This is a genomic window from Paenibacillus sp. FSL R5-0486 (genome assembly GCF_037975155.1).
Lineage (GTDB): Bacteria > Bacillota > Bacilli > Paenibacillales > Paenibacillaceae > Paenibacillus > Paenibacillus amylolyticus.
This window is the reverse complement of the sequence record NZ_CP150237.1, coordinates 6,875,572-6,890,359: the sequence shown is the minus strand read 5'-3', so window position 1 is coordinate 6,890,359 and position 14,788 is coordinate 6,875,572. Positions and strand designations below refer to the sequence as shown.

At 47.0% G+C, this 14,788-nt stretch carries 12 protein-coding genes; 9 read left to right on the top strand and 3 right to left on the bottom strand.

The window, feature by feature from the left end:
* Positions 1 to 253 precede the first annotated feature (253 nt).
* The 3 genes from MKY01_RS30450 to MKY01_RS30440 all read left to right on the top strand — a co-directional run bounded on the left by MKY01_RS30450 (position 254) and on the right by MKY01_RS30440 (position 3,489).
* A complete protein-coding gene (locus MKY01_RS30450) occupies positions 254 to 769 on the top strand; it encodes a DUF2179 domain-containing protein (protein WP_101313505.1) in 516 nt (171 codons plus the stop codon).
* A 289-nt stretch (positions 770 to 1,058) separates the two neighbouring features.
* Positions 1,059 to 2,486, top strand: a complete 1,428-nt coding sequence (locus tag MKY01_RS30445) for a hypothetical protein (protein WP_127551518.1) — start codon at positions 1,059 to 1,061, stop codon at positions 2,484 to 2,486.
* Between the two features lie 325 nt (positions 2,487 to 2,811).
* Positions 2,812 to 3,489 carry a hypothetical protein gene (locus tag MKY01_RS30440; RefSeq protein ID WP_127551520.1) on the top strand — a complete coding sequence of 226 codons (678 nt, stop codon included), beginning with the start codon at positions 2,812 to 2,814 and terminating at the stop codon, positions 3,487 to 3,489.
* 75 nt (positions 3,490 to 3,564) lie between these two features.
* On the opposite strand, the gene MKY01_RS30435 is transcribed toward MKY01_RS30440, so the two are convergent.
* The 3 genes from MKY01_RS30435 to MKY01_RS30425 form a co-directional block, all read right to left on the bottom strand.
* A complete protein-coding gene (locus MKY01_RS30435; RefSeq protein ID WP_127551522.1) occupies positions 3,565 to 4,641 on the bottom strand; it encodes a substrate-binding domain-containing protein in 1,077 nt (358 codons plus the stop codon).
* Between the two features lie 140 nt (positions 4,642 to 4,781).
* On the bottom strand, positions 4,782 to 5,966 hold the full coding sequence (locus tag MKY01_RS30430) for a glycosidase (RefSeq protein ID WP_127551524.1): 1,185 nt from the start codon (positions 5,964 to 5,966) through the stop codon (positions 4,782 to 4,784).
* Positions 5,963 to 7,153, bottom strand: coding sequence for an AGE family epimerase/isomerase (locus MKY01_RS30425; RefSeq protein ID WP_127551526.1), 1,191 nt, complete (start codon positions 7,151 to 7,153; stop codon positions 5,963 to 5,965). The genes MKY01_RS30430 and MKY01_RS30425 overlap by 4 nt, the downstream gene beginning before the upstream one ends.
* 224 nt (positions 7,154 to 7,377) lie before the next feature.
* Between MKY01_RS30425 and MKY01_RS30420 the strand changes: the two genes are divergently transcribed.
* From MKY01_RS30420 to nikA, 6 genes are all read left to right on the top strand, one after another.
* The gene (locus MKY01_RS30420) at positions 7,378 to 8,691 is read left to right on the top strand and encodes an extracellular solute-binding protein (protein WP_339284698.1); all 1,314 of its coding nucleotides are present in this window, start codon (positions 7,378 to 7,380) and stop codon (positions 8,689 to 8,691) included.
* Between the two features lie 195 nt (positions 8,692 to 8,886).
* On the top strand, positions 8,887 to 9,774 hold the full coding sequence (locus MKY01_RS30415; RefSeq protein ID WP_017691677.1) for a sugar ABC transporter permease: 888 nt from the start codon (positions 8,887 to 8,889) through the stop codon (positions 9,772 to 9,774).
* A 2-nt stretch (positions 9,775 to 9,776) separates the two neighbouring features.
* Positions 9,777 to 10,610, top strand: a complete 834-nt coding sequence (locus tag MKY01_RS30410) for a carbohydrate ABC transporter permease (protein WP_127551530.1) — start codon at positions 9,777 to 9,779, stop codon at positions 10,608 to 10,610.
* 230 nt (positions 10,611 to 10,840) lie between these two features.
* Positions 10,841 to 11,878: a glycoside hydrolase family 130 protein gene (locus MKY01_RS30405; RefSeq protein WP_127551532.1), complete on the top strand. Its 1,038-nt coding sequence runs from the start codon at positions 10,841 to 10,843 to the stop codon at positions 11,876 to 11,878.
* Entirely contained in the window at positions 11,878 to 12,825 is a 948-nt protein-coding gene (locus MKY01_RS30400) for a 1,4-beta-xylanase (RefSeq protein WP_218034887.1), read from the top strand. The genes MKY01_RS30405 and MKY01_RS30400 overlap by 1 nt, the downstream gene beginning before the upstream one ends.
* Before the next feature lie 296 nt (positions 12,826 to 13,121).
* A complete protein-coding gene (gene nikA / locus MKY01_RS30395; RefSeq protein ID WP_127551534.1) occupies positions 13,122 to 14,756 on the top strand; it encodes a nickel ABC transporter substrate-binding protein in 1,635 nt (544 codons plus the stop codon).
* Positions 14,757 to 14,788: the final 32 nt, after the last annotated feature.

The window sequence follows — 14,788 nt, the reverse complement described above, 5'->3', positions numbered from 1 at the left end:
CAAAGACTCCCATTTTCGACCCTGGGACCTCCGCCGGGTTGATAATCGGTACAAACGGTTCTATAATTGCAGTTCCGGCATGCCAGAGAGCAGAAAATGCCTACGGATTTACATTCAACCGTTTAGAATGAGGGCATAACGTCCAATGATGGAGATAGAGCAAACATACAGGAAGCATAGATGAAACGAAATCGTCGAGTATATGCAGCAAAGGGCCAATTCCGTTGTGAGGGCCAGGAAAGAGGGATTGTGATTGTTTAAAATATTGGTATTTATCTTTTTGATCCAGATTGTGTACGTATCCGCTTATACACTCCGGATGATTCTGACACTCAAAGGACAGAAATACATCGCCGCACTGATCAGCATGGGTGAGATTGTGATCTATGTGCTCGGTCTGAATCTGGTGTTAAACTATCTGAAACAACCGGAGGCCCTGATTGTATATGCGGTAGGTTACGGATTGGGTGTGCTGCTCGGAGCGTGGATTGAAGAAAAGATTGCGCTCGGTTATATCACCGTTAAAGTAATCTGTAATCAGCTGGATGGAAGCGTCGCGAATGCCCTGCGGGATAAAGGGTACGGTGTTACTGCGTGGGTGGGTAGTGGACGTGATGGAGATCGGCTTGTGATGGAGATTCTGGCAAAACGTAAAAACCAGAAATTGCTCTACCAGACGATTCTCGATCTGGACCCCAAAGCATTTGTTATTACCGTGGAGCCCAAACAGTTCCATGGCGGCTTCTGGACACGTTCCATCAAAAAGTAAAATCGAGCAGGTCTGCGGCAGATGCAGTCCTGCTTTTTTAATTTCATCCCATTTGGAAAGTTCTTGTTACCACGATGTATCCCTGAAACCTCACTCTCCAAGTTAACTCTGTACGATTCAAGGTTGCTTACAGTACAAACCCTTACCATACCAGTCTTTCCTAACCACATGTGAGATACGGATTATTGTTGTAATCGCTTTCGACATTTACATTGAGAACATGTCCTTCGTACCTGGCATGGCAGCGATGGACGAATGTCATCATCATATATTGGGAGGAATGGAATCGATGAAAAGCAAATTTCGAAGCTTATGCAGCACAGCTCTGGCTCTAACGTTAGGGTTAACTTTATTGTCCGGCCCGGCAAGTGTGCAGGCAGCGGGTAACGCAGACTACAATCTAACAGGCTTCTCCCAAGGGAATGCGGGCGGCGGCATCATTAGCGAATCAAACACAGCCACGTATAAGAAAGTGTATAATGCGACCGATCTGGCATTGGCGCTGAAAAAGAACTCCGGTGTCAAAGTTGTTGAGATCATGAACGATCTGAATCTGGGATGGAATGAAATTCCGAGCGCAGCGCAGACTTCTCCTTTTGCCAAGCATAATGATGCGCTGACACATCCCGTATTAAAACAGACCGGTGTCAGCAAGCTCACGATTGACGGTTTCAATGGACTCACGATTTTCTCCGCCAATGGTTCCAAGATCAAACACGCTGCGATCAGCGTGAAACGAAGCTCAAATGTCATCATCCGCAACCTGGAATTTGATGAGTTATGGGAATGGGATGAATCCACCAAAGGTGATTACGACAAGAACGATTGGGATTACATCACCCTGGAGGAGAACAGCAACGTGTGGATTGATCACTGCACATTTAATAAAGCCTATGACGGACTCGTCGATTCGAAAAAAGGAACCAGCGGCGTGACCATCTCCTGGTCCCTCTTCAAAGGGGATGACGGCAGCTCGAACAGCTGGGTCACCCAGCAGATTAACGAATTGGAAGCAAACAAGGCTTCCTATCCCATGTACAACTACCTGCGCAGCAGTGCTGTAGGTCTTAGCAAAGCCGATATTATCGCTATCTCCGGACCACAAAAGAAAGGACATCTGGTCGGTTCGACCAGCTTGGAATCAGCTAACGCCAACCTGTCCATGACGCTGCACCATAATCTGTACAAAGATATTCAGGATCGGATGCCGCGCCTGCGTGGAGGCAACGCACATGCATACAACATCGTGATGGATTCGACAGGGGCACGTGCCGCTAAAGCCAAAATTACAACGGCGATGGCAACAGCGATTGCGTCCAAAGGTTATAAGTTCGATATCATTGGCAATGGGGCAATCTCCACAGAGAGCGGAGCCGTATTGGTCGAGAAATCAGTCATCAAGGACGTGCTGTATCCTGTTCGCAACAATCAGACCGATCCGGCAGACCCAACCTATACCGGCAAAATCAGAGTGACCGATACCATGTATTCTTTGGATGGAAGCTCATTCCGTGGCAGCAGTGATACGTCTGGCAGTCCACTGGCGCCAATCCCGGCCGTGGTGAAATCGTTCTCTTGGAACGGCTTCTCGACACTTCCTTATAGCTATACCACGGATGATCCATCTACGTTGAATGCACGCCTCACGGCTTCCAATGGCGCGGGTTCCGGTAAACTGACCTGGTCCAAGGATAATTGGTTGAAGACAAGTTATTGATATCAGAGTAACCCGTTGCTTTTACGTTCTTCAAATAAGGAAAAGAGTGCTCCTGCAGCTACGATAGCCGGGAGTGCTCTTTTTATATGAATCAGCTCCATAAACAGTTTGCGGGTTGTTTGAATAATGATTCCTCGTAAGGGTGAATAATCTCGAGCTAAAGCATGTGTTAGTCTTCCGGGTAAACGTTATATATCGATATTCATCTTCATTACATCAGTGAGTAATTTATGACAAATTAACCATTTATACAAGTACGCCTTGTAATTTTACTTACCGGTAAATATAATTTATTAGAATTGACCAATAAGGATGGTGAAGCAGCTTGGATGTATGGATATATTCCGCACTTACGCTTGTTTATTTGATACTTGTTGTTTGGATGGCCGTCGATTTAACCCAGAGGAAGCAATGGCTCGCGTATTCCAGTTTTCAGCTATTTGTAGCGTTCAGCTTGGCATATGATAATGGAATTATTGCTGTAGGTAATTTGATAGGGGATGGGGAACCGCTAATGGTTCTCAGTAGCCTTCGATTTTGGCTGCATGCCTTTGCTACGCCTACCCTTATTCTTGTTGGCTACCATATCTTGCGCAGCTCAGGTGCCAAGTTTGCCAATAGAAGTATAACGAGTGTGGTGGCATGGCTGATAACTTTAGGTCTGGTTATCTACCAGATTGTAGGCTTTACTTTATCTGAGGTTAAAAATCTCAAAGTTACAGAAGAGTATGGAGTGCTGAGATATATGGCAGAAGGTCATGGAGGTCCGCCGATGATGGTGATCATCGTGGGGATTGTTCTGTTATTTGTTAGCCTGGTCGTTCTTTTCAAACATAAATGGGTTTGGCTGTTTGTTGGAACTGCCTTGTTGTTTGTAGGGCAGTTAATCTCCCTGCCAGTGGAAACCGGTACTTTAACCAATGTGTATGAGCTGATCCTCATCCTCTCGATTTGGAGAACGACTACATTTTTGAAGGATTCAACAGATCATCGCCGTCGTTAAGCTCCAATGCATCAGAAAAGACTGGCCAGTAAGATAAAGGCCAGTCATCTGTGTTCGTTGATTTCATTTTTTTATTCAAATATCCATAGTATCTGATGAGGCAGACACAGCACTTACCGATTCACGATAGATGATGTTGCCTTTCACGTGTACACGGCCGAAACTGCGGTTCGGGTTGTCGACCTTTTTGAGCATGGACTGAACTGCCGTGCGCGCCATCTGTTCCACATCCACTTCAACAGTTGTCAGCTTGGGATCGGAGAGCATCGCATAGATATCATTATCAAAACCAACAACAGAGCATTGGCCAGGCACCTGAATATCCATGGAAGTCAGTTTTTGAACGAGCAGATGAGCGACCTGATCACAGTTGCATACAAAAGCGGTTGGCAGCTGTTCCGGCAGATCAATCTCAATAAACGTACCCCGTTCATCCCGATCATTCAGAACCAGATCCGGATTCATCGGCAACCGATGTTCCAGCAAGGATTTGTAATACCCAAGGAATCGGTCCTGGATACTGCTCGTGGAATACAGGTTTCCCACGTAAGCAATGTCACGGTGGCCCTGCTGAACCAGATAGTTCGTCAGCTCATAGGCAGCGTAGAAGTTATCGGTAACGACGGAATCGATGTCCGAATGTTCATCGTAGAAGTCGAGAAACATTTTGGGAACTTCCATCGATCGCACCAGTTCAATATACTCTTTGCTGATCTGTCCGAGCACGATGAAACCATCGACCTTGTTGTCGCTGTAAAGCTTGGGCAGTGTTAATTCTTCCTCATCCTCCACATTCAGAATGTGCAGAATGCCGTAGTAGCCTTGTTCCTCCAGATGTTTGGTGATGCGCTGAAACACGCGTACATAGAACGACTGCGTAGGCCCAGTAAAACGCTCCGGGATAATTACGCCAATATTATGGGTTAAGCCTTCCTTCATGGAACGGGCAGCAGCATTATACCGATAGCCCATTTCAACAGCAAGCACTTTAATTTTTTCCTTTAATTCGCCACTCACGCCATCTTTATCATTCAATGCTTTCGAGACGGTCACACTGCTGACCCCGAGCCTGTCGGCGATATCCCGCATGGTGATATTGTTCTTCAGTATGGTCGCCTCCTTCAAGCCGGTATAGGCACAATGTGCTGTCATTATGATGAGTGTTTTCTCCGCACATAATAACAATCCATATCAGTATACATCGTTACCCACTTGGAATAAAGCAATTCTGGCTGTTGTTTCGCTAATTTTCAGCACATTGCAGGTTTCCCTGAGAGGACGCTCTACCGATGTTACGTTAATTGTTTCTGTAAAAGCTTCTCATTCTGTTCAATCAGCTGACCCCGATGGCTGGCACAATCCAGGGAACGATATGGATCAGCCGGTGTATTAAACGTATAATCGACTAGTTTTTCCAGCGTAGTTGTTGCCACATGACAGCGGGTATCACTGGATGCGTAATAGATAAAGACCTCGTCATTTTCGTTGACTACAGCACCATTACAGAAAATAACATTGGACACATCGCCTACACGCTCATCGTCATAAGGGGCAATGAAGTGGCCGCCCGGCTTGGCAATAATACGCGCCGGATCATTCAGATCGGTGGCAAAGGTGTATAACACATAACGCAGGCCTGCCGCGGTGTTCCGAACACCGTGAGCAATGTGAATCCAGCCACGATCCGTCTTAAGCGGAGCAGGGCCCTGACCGTTTTTGACCTCATATACCGTATGATATTGCCGTTCGTCGATAATTGTCTCTTCATGAATGACAGGGTTCAAGATATCCTCACACAGACCAAAGGCGATTCCGCCGCCACTGCCTGTTGAGATGAAACCGTCCTGTGGACGGGTGTAGAAGGCATACTTTCCATCCACGAATTCCGGGTGCAATACGACATTGCGCTGTTGAGGGGAATTCGTTGTGATGTTGGGCAACCGTTCCCAGCTTGTGAGATCTCGTGTACGAACCAGTCCTGCCTGTGCAACTGCGCTGGATGTATCAAATGCAGGAGCCTCCGGGTCTTTACGTTCCGAGCAATAGATGCCATAGATCCAGCCATCCTCATGTTGAACAAGGCGCATATCATACTGATTGGTTTCATCCGCATCGATATCTTCCCAGACCAATGGTTTACCCGTGAAACGGAATCCGTCGATACCATTATCGCTCTCGGAGAGCGCGAAGATTGATTTGCGATCCAATCCTTCGGTACGAATAACCATGACGTATTTGCCATTGAAATAGATGGCTCCTGGGTTCAGTGTAGCGTTAATGCCCAGGCGCTCCATGAAATGCGGGTTCGTCGTCTCATCCAGATCGAATCTCCAATGCAGCGGTACATGATGGCGAGTGATAACTGGATATTGGTACCGATCATATACGCCGTTGTAGAAGGAAGAATTGATCTCATTAGGGCGAGTAAGCAGCTGCTCCTGTTTCTCCAGTAACTCCTTGTATTTCGGGTGTATCATTCTGATCCCATCCTCTCAATTAGTTCAATACAGAATCTGCTATTGTGATACGGGCATTTCCACGGTCCGGCAATTTCGCTCTGATCCGGTGTACCGTTGCCGTCAACCGACCAGTACCATTCCCCACCAGCGCGCTGATCAATGATGTTTTCTTTTGTGTAGTCCCACAAGCGTTCCACTCTCTCCAGAAACAATGGATCACCTGTACGCTGATACGCGTTATAGAAACCGACCATCGCCTCGGCCTGAACCCACCAGATTCGCTTCTCATCGATATGATCACCTTCTTGTTCATTTAACAGGGAACCATCCGCATTCACGGCTACATTGGAGATGTTATAGGCAATATCCGTTACCATCGCCGCATACTCCAGATGTTGTTCCATCCCCAGCACTTTCAGTGCTTCGTCGATTAGCCAGCTGGCCTCAATGTCATGTCCGAACGAGCGGAGATCAATGATGGATTCCCACTGTTTGTTGAAAAATACGCCGAGAAACTTGGTGTTTTGGTCATACACCCGTTCATATAGAATTCCGAGCAGGCGTTCCAGCGCCACCTTCACTTGTTGATCCGGCCACACGCGATAGAGCGTGGTGTAGGCCTCCAGCACATGGATATGCGTATTCATTGTGTAATCCGCAATCACCCCATTTTCGCTCAGCATTTCATTAGGCTGTTCCTTCCATGTGCGATCAAATTGTTCCTTGTACGAAGGTAGTTCGGCATCCAAACCTTTGTCCTCGATTAGAGAAAAAAGCGTTTTCGCAAGTTCCAATGCAGAAGCATCCCCAGTTGCACGATAGTACTCACTGAGTGAATACACGCCGAATGATTGCGTATACACATGTTTGCTCGTATCCAGTGCTTCCCCTGTGTAATCTACCATCCAGTACATGCCGCCATATTCGGTATCCATCACATGGTCAGCGAGAAAACGGTATGCATGTTCAGCATGCTCGCGCCATCTTTCGTTTCTGGTAATCCGATAGGCTGCTGCAAAAGACCATAGTTGCCGTGCCGTGGCGATCCCGCCTTTGGGGGCCTGCTGGTTAACCTGAAGATCATTGCCAACCCAGCCGTAGAATCCACCGTGGGTTGTATCTTTAAGGTTAGACCAGAAGGGTAAAATCTGCTTCTCCCAATGCTCCTTAATCTCAGATTGAAGTTCGGTTGTTTTTGTATTCATAAGTGAGCGCTCCTTCAAAATAGTGCATCAATCTAATTAAATTAAGTTAACGGTAACTTTATTAATCAATATTAGTGCTCTAAAAAACAGATGTCAACGAAATGCATCGCAATTTTTCTTGTTAAGTTATAAATAATTTAATTGACAGGTAAGCGTTACCATAATAGAATTCATTTTGTAACCTTAACGATAACTTAATTAACTTAAGAGAGGGGTCGAAACAATTGAAAAAAAACAAAGGTTGGATGATGTTGCTGACGATGTTGCTCATCACTTCGCTACTTGCTGCATGTTCATCCGGAGGTGGATCTTCGCAGGCAGGGGAGGAGATCAGCACAGATCCGGCAGATATCAAAGGTGAAATAACTGTTCTGACACAACGGACAGATATTGTAGATACCGTGTTCAAAGACTATGCGGCTGAGTTCAACAAGGAATATTCCGATGTGAAAGTAAATTTCCAGGCACTGGCCGACTACGAAGGACAAGTGAAGATCCGTATGAGCACCAAGGATTACGGTGATGTACTGATGATCCCGACCAGTGTTCCGATCGCAGATATCCCGGACTTTTTCGAGCCGCTCGGCACGTACGATGAATTAAAAGACAAATACACCGCCATTGAAGAACGCATGGTGGATGGTCAGGTATACGGTATCCCTACCGTGATTACGTTCTCCGGAATCATTTATAACAAACAGGTCTTCAAAGACGCAGGCATTATGGAAGTTCCCAAAACACCGGAGCAATTCCAGGCTGCGCTTCAACTGGTCAAAGACAATACAGATGCGGTTCCGCTCTACACCAACTATGCATCGGGCTGGGCTCTCACCCAATGGGAATCGGATCTGCCAACCGTTGCAGGCAGTGTGGATTACGTTAACGTGGACCAACCGAACACAGATGAGAACTTTGTGCCTGGTCAGCCGCATTATGAACTATATAAAGTGCTCTATGATGCAGCCAAGAACGGTCTAATCGAGAAAGATCCAACGACAACCGACTGGGAAAGCTCCAAAGCGGATCTCGCCAAAGGCAAAATTGCCACAATGGCACTGGGCTCTTGGGCCATCACACAGATTCAAGGCATGACGGATACACCGGATGACATCGGATTCCTTCCTTTTCCAACCAATGCAAGTGAGGTTGTGGTTCCGCTCTCCGCCGACTATAACATCGGCATGAACGTGAACAGTGAGAACAAACCTGCTGCCAAAGCATGGATTGACTGGTTCCTGGCGAAATCGAACTATGCAGTTGAACAGGGCGGCGGTATGGATGCAGACAAAAACGCGGAATTACCACCAATTTTGGATCAATATAAAGATGTGAAATTCTCCACACTCACGCCTGCCAAAGAAGGTCAGGAAGGTCTGGTCGACAAGATTGATAACGAAGGCGAAATCGGTCTCTGGCAGCCTGACTTCAAGAAACGCATTATCGAAGCAGGTATTGGGAACCGCAAGGAATCGTATGACGACATCATGAAAGATCTGAACGACAAGTGGGTCAAAGCACGGGCAGAACTCACAAAATAATTGGATTAACGTAAGTGGATCAGGTGATGAATGGACTGCGGGGATATAGGAATCCATATATGAATGGAGCATGGAATATGTGGTATTTGAAAGCATGGTACCCATGCTCTTCCCCGGCAGTTATTCCGCAGGAATTCCATTGGACGGGAGTCTTTCGATATATAGGCGGGAGAACCGCTTGGAGGTGTGGAGAGCATGAAGTACTTAAAACTTTCGAATTGGGGCTACTCAGCGCAACGCATATTTATTATCTGTGCCTTCTCAATTATTCCGCTGGCGTTGCTGTTCACGTTTGCATACTTACCGGTCATCAACATGTTCAAATACAGTTTCACCGATTGGAACGGATATAGCAAAAGGTTTGATTATGTTGGCTTTGAGAACTATACGCGCATATTCAGTGATCCTGAATACTTCAAAGTATTTATTGTCAGCTTGTACTACTTCGTGGCTACGTTCTTACAGATGGGCTTGGCGCTTTACTTTGCCACCATTCTGAGTTTCAAAGTTCGAGGCAAAAACTTTTTCAAAGGCATACTGTTTTTCCCTTATTTGCTGAATGGAGTAGCCATCGGTTTTATCTTCCTCTTTTTCTTCAAACCGGACGGTACACTCGATATGCTCATGCATGCTGTAGGGCTGGGACAATACACGCAACTCTGGCTCGGTAATCCGAATATTATCAACGTGTCACTCGCAGGTGCATCAGTATGGAGATACATGGGCTTCAACTTTATCATTTTCCTGGGTGCAATCTCCTCCATTCCAAAGGATGTGTATGAAGCATCCGATATTGATGGCGCCAATCGCTGGCAGCAATTCCGCCACATCATCCTGCCAAGCATTACACGTATCCTGCAGCTCAACCTGATCTTGGCGATTAGCGGCGCAATTAGTGCGTTCGATATTCCATATATCATGACCGATGGTTCCAACGGCAGTATGACATTTGTAATCCAGACGGTTCATTTGGCGTTTAAATATGGCAAGCTGGGACTGGCATCCGCCATGGCTGTGGTGCTGCTCTTAATCGTTATTCTCGTTACGCTTGTGCAGCGCGTCACCATGAAAGGGGAGGAATAAACGTGACACAACTCAAATACACCCTTGCGAGCGTGGTTAAATATGCTTCCCTGGTGCTTGCGGCGTTTATCGCGCTGTTACCGATCGTGGTCATCCTGTTTGCATCTCTCAAAACGAATGCGGAATACGCTACCAGCAGCCCGCTTGGCCCGCCAGCCAACTGGCTGAACTTCGCGAACTATGCGAAGGCTTTTGTGGATGGCAACATGCTGGTTGGTTTCAAAAATACAATTATTATCCTGATCATCTCTATTATAGGAGCGACCTTAACGGGTTCCATGATCGCGTATGTGCTGGATCGGTTCAAATTCAAGGGCAAGAAAATTATGGTCGCGGCATTCCTGCTCGCTACCCTGATTCCAAGTGTTACAACGCAGGTCGCCACATTCCAGATCATCAACGCGCTCGACCTGTTTAACACACGCTGGGCGGCCATCGTGATGTACCTGGGCACAGATATCATCGCGGTTTATATCTTCCTGCAATTCCTGGGCTCCATCTCAAGTGCATTAGATGAATCCGCTATGCTGGACGGCGCGTCGTACTTCACGATCTACTGGAAAATCATTCTGCCACTGCTGAAACCGGCCATTGTAACGGTCATTATCGTGAAGGGTGTGAACATCTATAACGATTTCTACACACCGTTCCTCTACATGCCAAAGACCGATCTACAGGTCATATCCACCGCCTTGTTCAAATTCAAGGGACCGTTCGGATCGCAGTGGGAGGTCATCAGCGCCGGCATCATGATCGCCATTATTCCAACGATGATCATCTTCCTGCTGTTACAGAAGTACATCTACAATGGCTTCGCGCAAGGCTCAGTTAAATAAAAAAACGAAAGGCTATATGAAATGCATATGAGAATACACAGGAACGAAGAGGACAGAAAAAAGCTGGAGAAACGGAGTGTTCGCATTTATAACCGGATTTTTCCCTTTTATAAGGGGATCAAAAAAAATCTGGGGATAACGGCGATCGGAAGGTTGTTCTGTCATCAAAGTGGTCTAGTGCAATTTTAAGTATTCATTTCATAAAGCCTAACCGAAGGGAGAAATGAAAAATGTCAGTTGCTGAAACAGAAAACGTACACATTGTTGGGGACGCTTTGCCGAATATGCCTTGGGAGAACAAACCGGAGGGAACGGAAGGCCCGGTATGGAGACATTCGGCCAACCCGGTGGTTCCGCGTAACCCGGTCAAAGGTGTTGCCCGCATTTTCAACAGTGCCGTTGTACCGTATGAAGGAAAATTCATTGGTGTATTCCGCGCCGAAACCGTTAATGGACGTCCGCATCTGCACATGGGGGCGAGTGACGACGGTTTGGAGTGGACAATTGAAGAAGAGCGCATTGCATTTGTAGATGAAAATGGCGATCCGTTTATGCCGAACTATGCGTACGATCCACGTTTGGTCAAAGTCGAGGACACGTATTACATCATCTGGTGTACAGACTTCTACGGCGCAGCACTGGGCCTGGCCAAAACAGATGACTTCAAAACATTTGTCCGCCTCGAAAATCCAATGCTGCCGTTTAACCGTAATGGCGTGTTATTCCCACGCAAAATCAACGATAACTATGTAATGTTGTCCAGACCAAGTGACAGTGGACACACGCCATTCGGGGACATCTTCCTGAGTGAAAGCCCGGATCTCGTGTATTGGGGCAAGCATCGTCATGTGATGAGCAAGGGCGGCCAAGGCTGGTGGCAATCGGTCAAAATTGGCGGTGGGCCCGCTCCGATCGAAACGTCCGAAGGCTGGCTGATGTTCTACCATGGCGTCACTGGGACCTGTAATGGTTTTGTCTATAGCATGGGGGCGGTCATTCTGGATCTGGATGAGCCATCCAAAGTAAAATATCGTTCCTCCAACTTTGTACTGACACCGGAAAAATGGTACGAAGAACAAGGCTTCGTTGATAACGTCATCTTCCCGTGTGCAACACTGCATGATGCCGAGACCGGACGTATCGCTATCTATTACGGCGCCGCCGACACGTATGTGGGCGTGGCGTACACAACCATCGAAGAGATCGTGAACTATGTGATCGAGACGGATGAAGTTATTGCCGGAGATCATGAAGAGGGCAAGCTGTAATGCATATGGATTATATCAAGGGATTTACATTTGGTTGGATGAGTGGCAAGGGTGACTTCCGTAAGCCGGAAGCCGAAGAATCTTTGCGCCTGATGGCAGAATGTACAGGCAGTTCTCATGTTGTTTTTGCACTGGCGGCACATCAGGATCATCCGCAGGCGGTAGAGGTCAAGTATCGGGGTGCACATCTGGTGGAGGATGATGAACTGGTGGACATGATTCGTTATGCCCGTACACTCGGGCTGCATGTCATTCTGAAACCAACCGTTAACTGCATCGATGGCACATGGCGTGCACACATTAACTTTTTTGATATCGACGTGCCGTGTGAGCCAAAGTGGAAGGATTGGTTCCGCAGCTACACAGCATTTCAGAAGCATTATGCAGCGATTGCAGAGCAGGAAAAGTGTGAGATGTTCATTGTTGGCTGTGAGATGGTGCAATCCGAGCGTCGGGATCAGGAGTGGCGCGAGGTGATCGCCGCTGTGCGTGAAGTCTACACGGGACTGGTGTCATACAACACGGATAAATATCAGGAAGGTCATGTGAAATGGTGGGATGCCGTTGACGTCATCTCTTCCAGTGGTTATTATCCCATCGGAGATTGGGAGGCGCAACTGGATCGTATTGAACAGGTGATTGCTCCCTATGGCAAACCCTTTTTCTTTGCGGAAGCAGGTTGTCCCAGCCGCAGTGGATCAGCCCAGGTACCGAACGATTGGGGGCTGGAAGGTGAAGTCAGCGCGGAGGAACAGGAGCATTTCTATGAAGCCATGTTTCGGCATGTCAGTCAGCGTGACTGGGTACGCGGATTCGGTCTGTGGGATTGGAGCGCACATCTGCACGCGGAGAAGGATGCGCTGACCGATGACGGATATGGAGTTTACGGCAAGCCAGCGGAGCAGGTAATTCGTCGGTTCTATGAGGGCATCGCTGTAGAAGTTTAAACGAGAAACAAGAAGGTGTATGTGATGATGAATCTCAGTGATATATCTCCATATGTACTTTCGTGATTTCCATGCTGTGAGCAAGGAATAACAGATTATGGTGGAGCTTATTTTTTCAGTTGTGATTCATATGCAGGTCGAGAGGCTCTTCCTCATACAGGAAGGGCTTTTTTGGCATATTTAGTAGTGATGCATACTATGTCGAATTTTGTTGACAAAAGGAGGGCTCCTGCCTATTCTTAATGGATGAATATGATAATCATTATCATAAAATAGAGAAAAGGGGTTCAACATTCATGTCTGTACAACATCGCAAATCTTCGGCCCTCACGTTGGCAACTATGCTCTTGTTGTTATTCGTTATTGTGGGTTGCAGCAATACAGGAAGTGGAGATGAATCCTCATCTGCTGCTTCGGATCAAACATCTACGAAGTCGATTACGATGTCATGGCCACGTGATATCGGTACAATGAATCCGCACACGTACAATCCTTCGCAATTATTTGCCCAATCCATGCTCTATGAGCCACTGATCAGTTACCAGAAGGACGGAAAACTGGAACCTGCGCTGGCAGAATCATGGACCATCTCCGATGACGGCAAAGTATATACATTTAAGCTTCGCCAAGGTGTGAAATTCTCAGATGGTACGCCATTTAATGCTGAGATTGTGAAAAAGAATTTTGACGCTGTGATGAAAAATAAAGCTACACATAGCTGGCTGGGCATTGTAGGTGTGCTCGACAAGACAGAGGTTGTGGACGACCACACGTTCCGTATGACACTCACAGAGCCGTACTATCCTGTTCTTCAGGATTTGTCTGTGGTTCGTCCTTTCCGCTTCCTGGGTGAAGCCGGATTCCCGGATGACGGAGATACATCCCAAGGCATCAAAGAGCCAGTTGGAACGGGCCCGTGGATGCTGGCTGATTACAAGCAGGACGAATATGCTGTTTTCAAACGCAACCCGAATTATTGGGGAACCGCACCGAAGGTGGATCAGATTACGGTTAAGATCATCCCTGATGCAGAAACCCGCGTGCTTGCTTTTGAAAAAGGTGATCTCGACCTGATCTATGGTGAAGGTATGATCAGTCTGGATGCGTTCCAACAGCTTCGTGACAACGATAAATATGTGAGTCAGCTGTCTGATCCGGTAGGTACGCGAGATCTGCTGCTGAATTCCTCCAATCCGAAGCTGTCTGATCTCAGAGTGCGGATGGCGCTCCAGCAAGGATTTAACAAAAAAGCGATGGTGGAAGGCATCACTCTGGGTCTGGAAGAACCGGCAGATACGGCACTATCCAAAAACTACCCATACACCAATGTTGACCTGAAACCGATCGAATATAACGTGGAACAATCCAAAGCTTTATTGGATGAAGCGGGTTGGAAGATGCCTGCGAATGGTAGCGTTCGTGAGAAAGACGGACAACAGCTTGAATTCGAAATGATTTTTGACAAGACGGACCCGATTCAGAAAGCGATGGCTGAGACCATTCAGGCGGAATGGAGCGAGCTTGGGGTTAAGGTAAACCTCACTGGGCTAGAACTGACGGTACAGATCAAACGTTTGAAAGCCAATGATTTTGACCTGTATTTCTGGTACAACTATGGTGCTCCGTATGATCCACATTCTTTCATTAACGTTGTAGCGAGCCCTGGATTTGGTATCTCTGAGACGCTCAGTGCCTTGCCGATGAAAAAGGAACTGGACGAGCAGGTACATGCCGCACTATCATCAACAGATGAGACGAAACGTCAGGAGCTGTATGGCTCTATCCTGACAACACTCCAGGAACAATCGGCGATTGTCCCCATCTCGTATGTTAAGAAAACGGCGGTATATCAGAAGAAAATTTCCAACTTTATTTTCCCGGCAAACCGTGATGAGAATCCGTTTGTAGGCATTGAATTGGGCAACCAATAATGATCCATGTAGCTTGATAAAAGGGAGGAAGT

Excerpts from the sequence above, each read along its gene's own strand:
- MKY01_RS30445 (WP_127551518.1), top strand. The coding sequence starts at position 1,059 with ATGAAAAGCAAATTTCGAAGCTTATGCAGCACAGCTCTGGCTCTAACG.
- MKY01_RS30435 (WP_127551522.1), bottom strand. The coding sequence starts at position 4,641 with ATGACAGCACATTGTGCCTATACCGGCTTGAAGGAGGCGACCATACTG.
- MKY01_RS30430 (WP_127551524.1), bottom strand. The coding sequence starts at position 5,966 with ATGATACACCCGAAATACAAGGAGTTACTGGAGAAACAGGAGCAGCTG.
- MKY01_RS30425 (WP_127551526.1), bottom strand. The coding sequence starts at position 7,153 with ATGAATACAAAAACAACCGAACTTCAATCTGAGATTAAGGAGCATTGG.
- MKY01_RS30415 (WP_017691677.1), top strand. The coding sequence starts at position 8,887 with ATGAAGTACTTAAAACTTTCGAATTGGGGCTACTCAGCGCAACGCATA.
- MKY01_RS30405 (WP_127551532.1), top strand. The coding sequence starts at position 10,841 with ATGTCAGTTGCTGAAACAGAAAACGTACACATTGTTGGGGACGCTTTG.
- MKY01_RS30400 (WP_218034887.1), top strand. The coding sequence starts at position 11,878 with ATGCATATGGATTATATCAAGGGATTTACATTTGGTTGGATGAGTGGC.
- nikA (WP_127551534.1), top strand. The coding sequence starts at position 13,122 with ATGTCTGTACAACATCGCAAATCTTCGGCCCTCACGTTGGCAACTATG.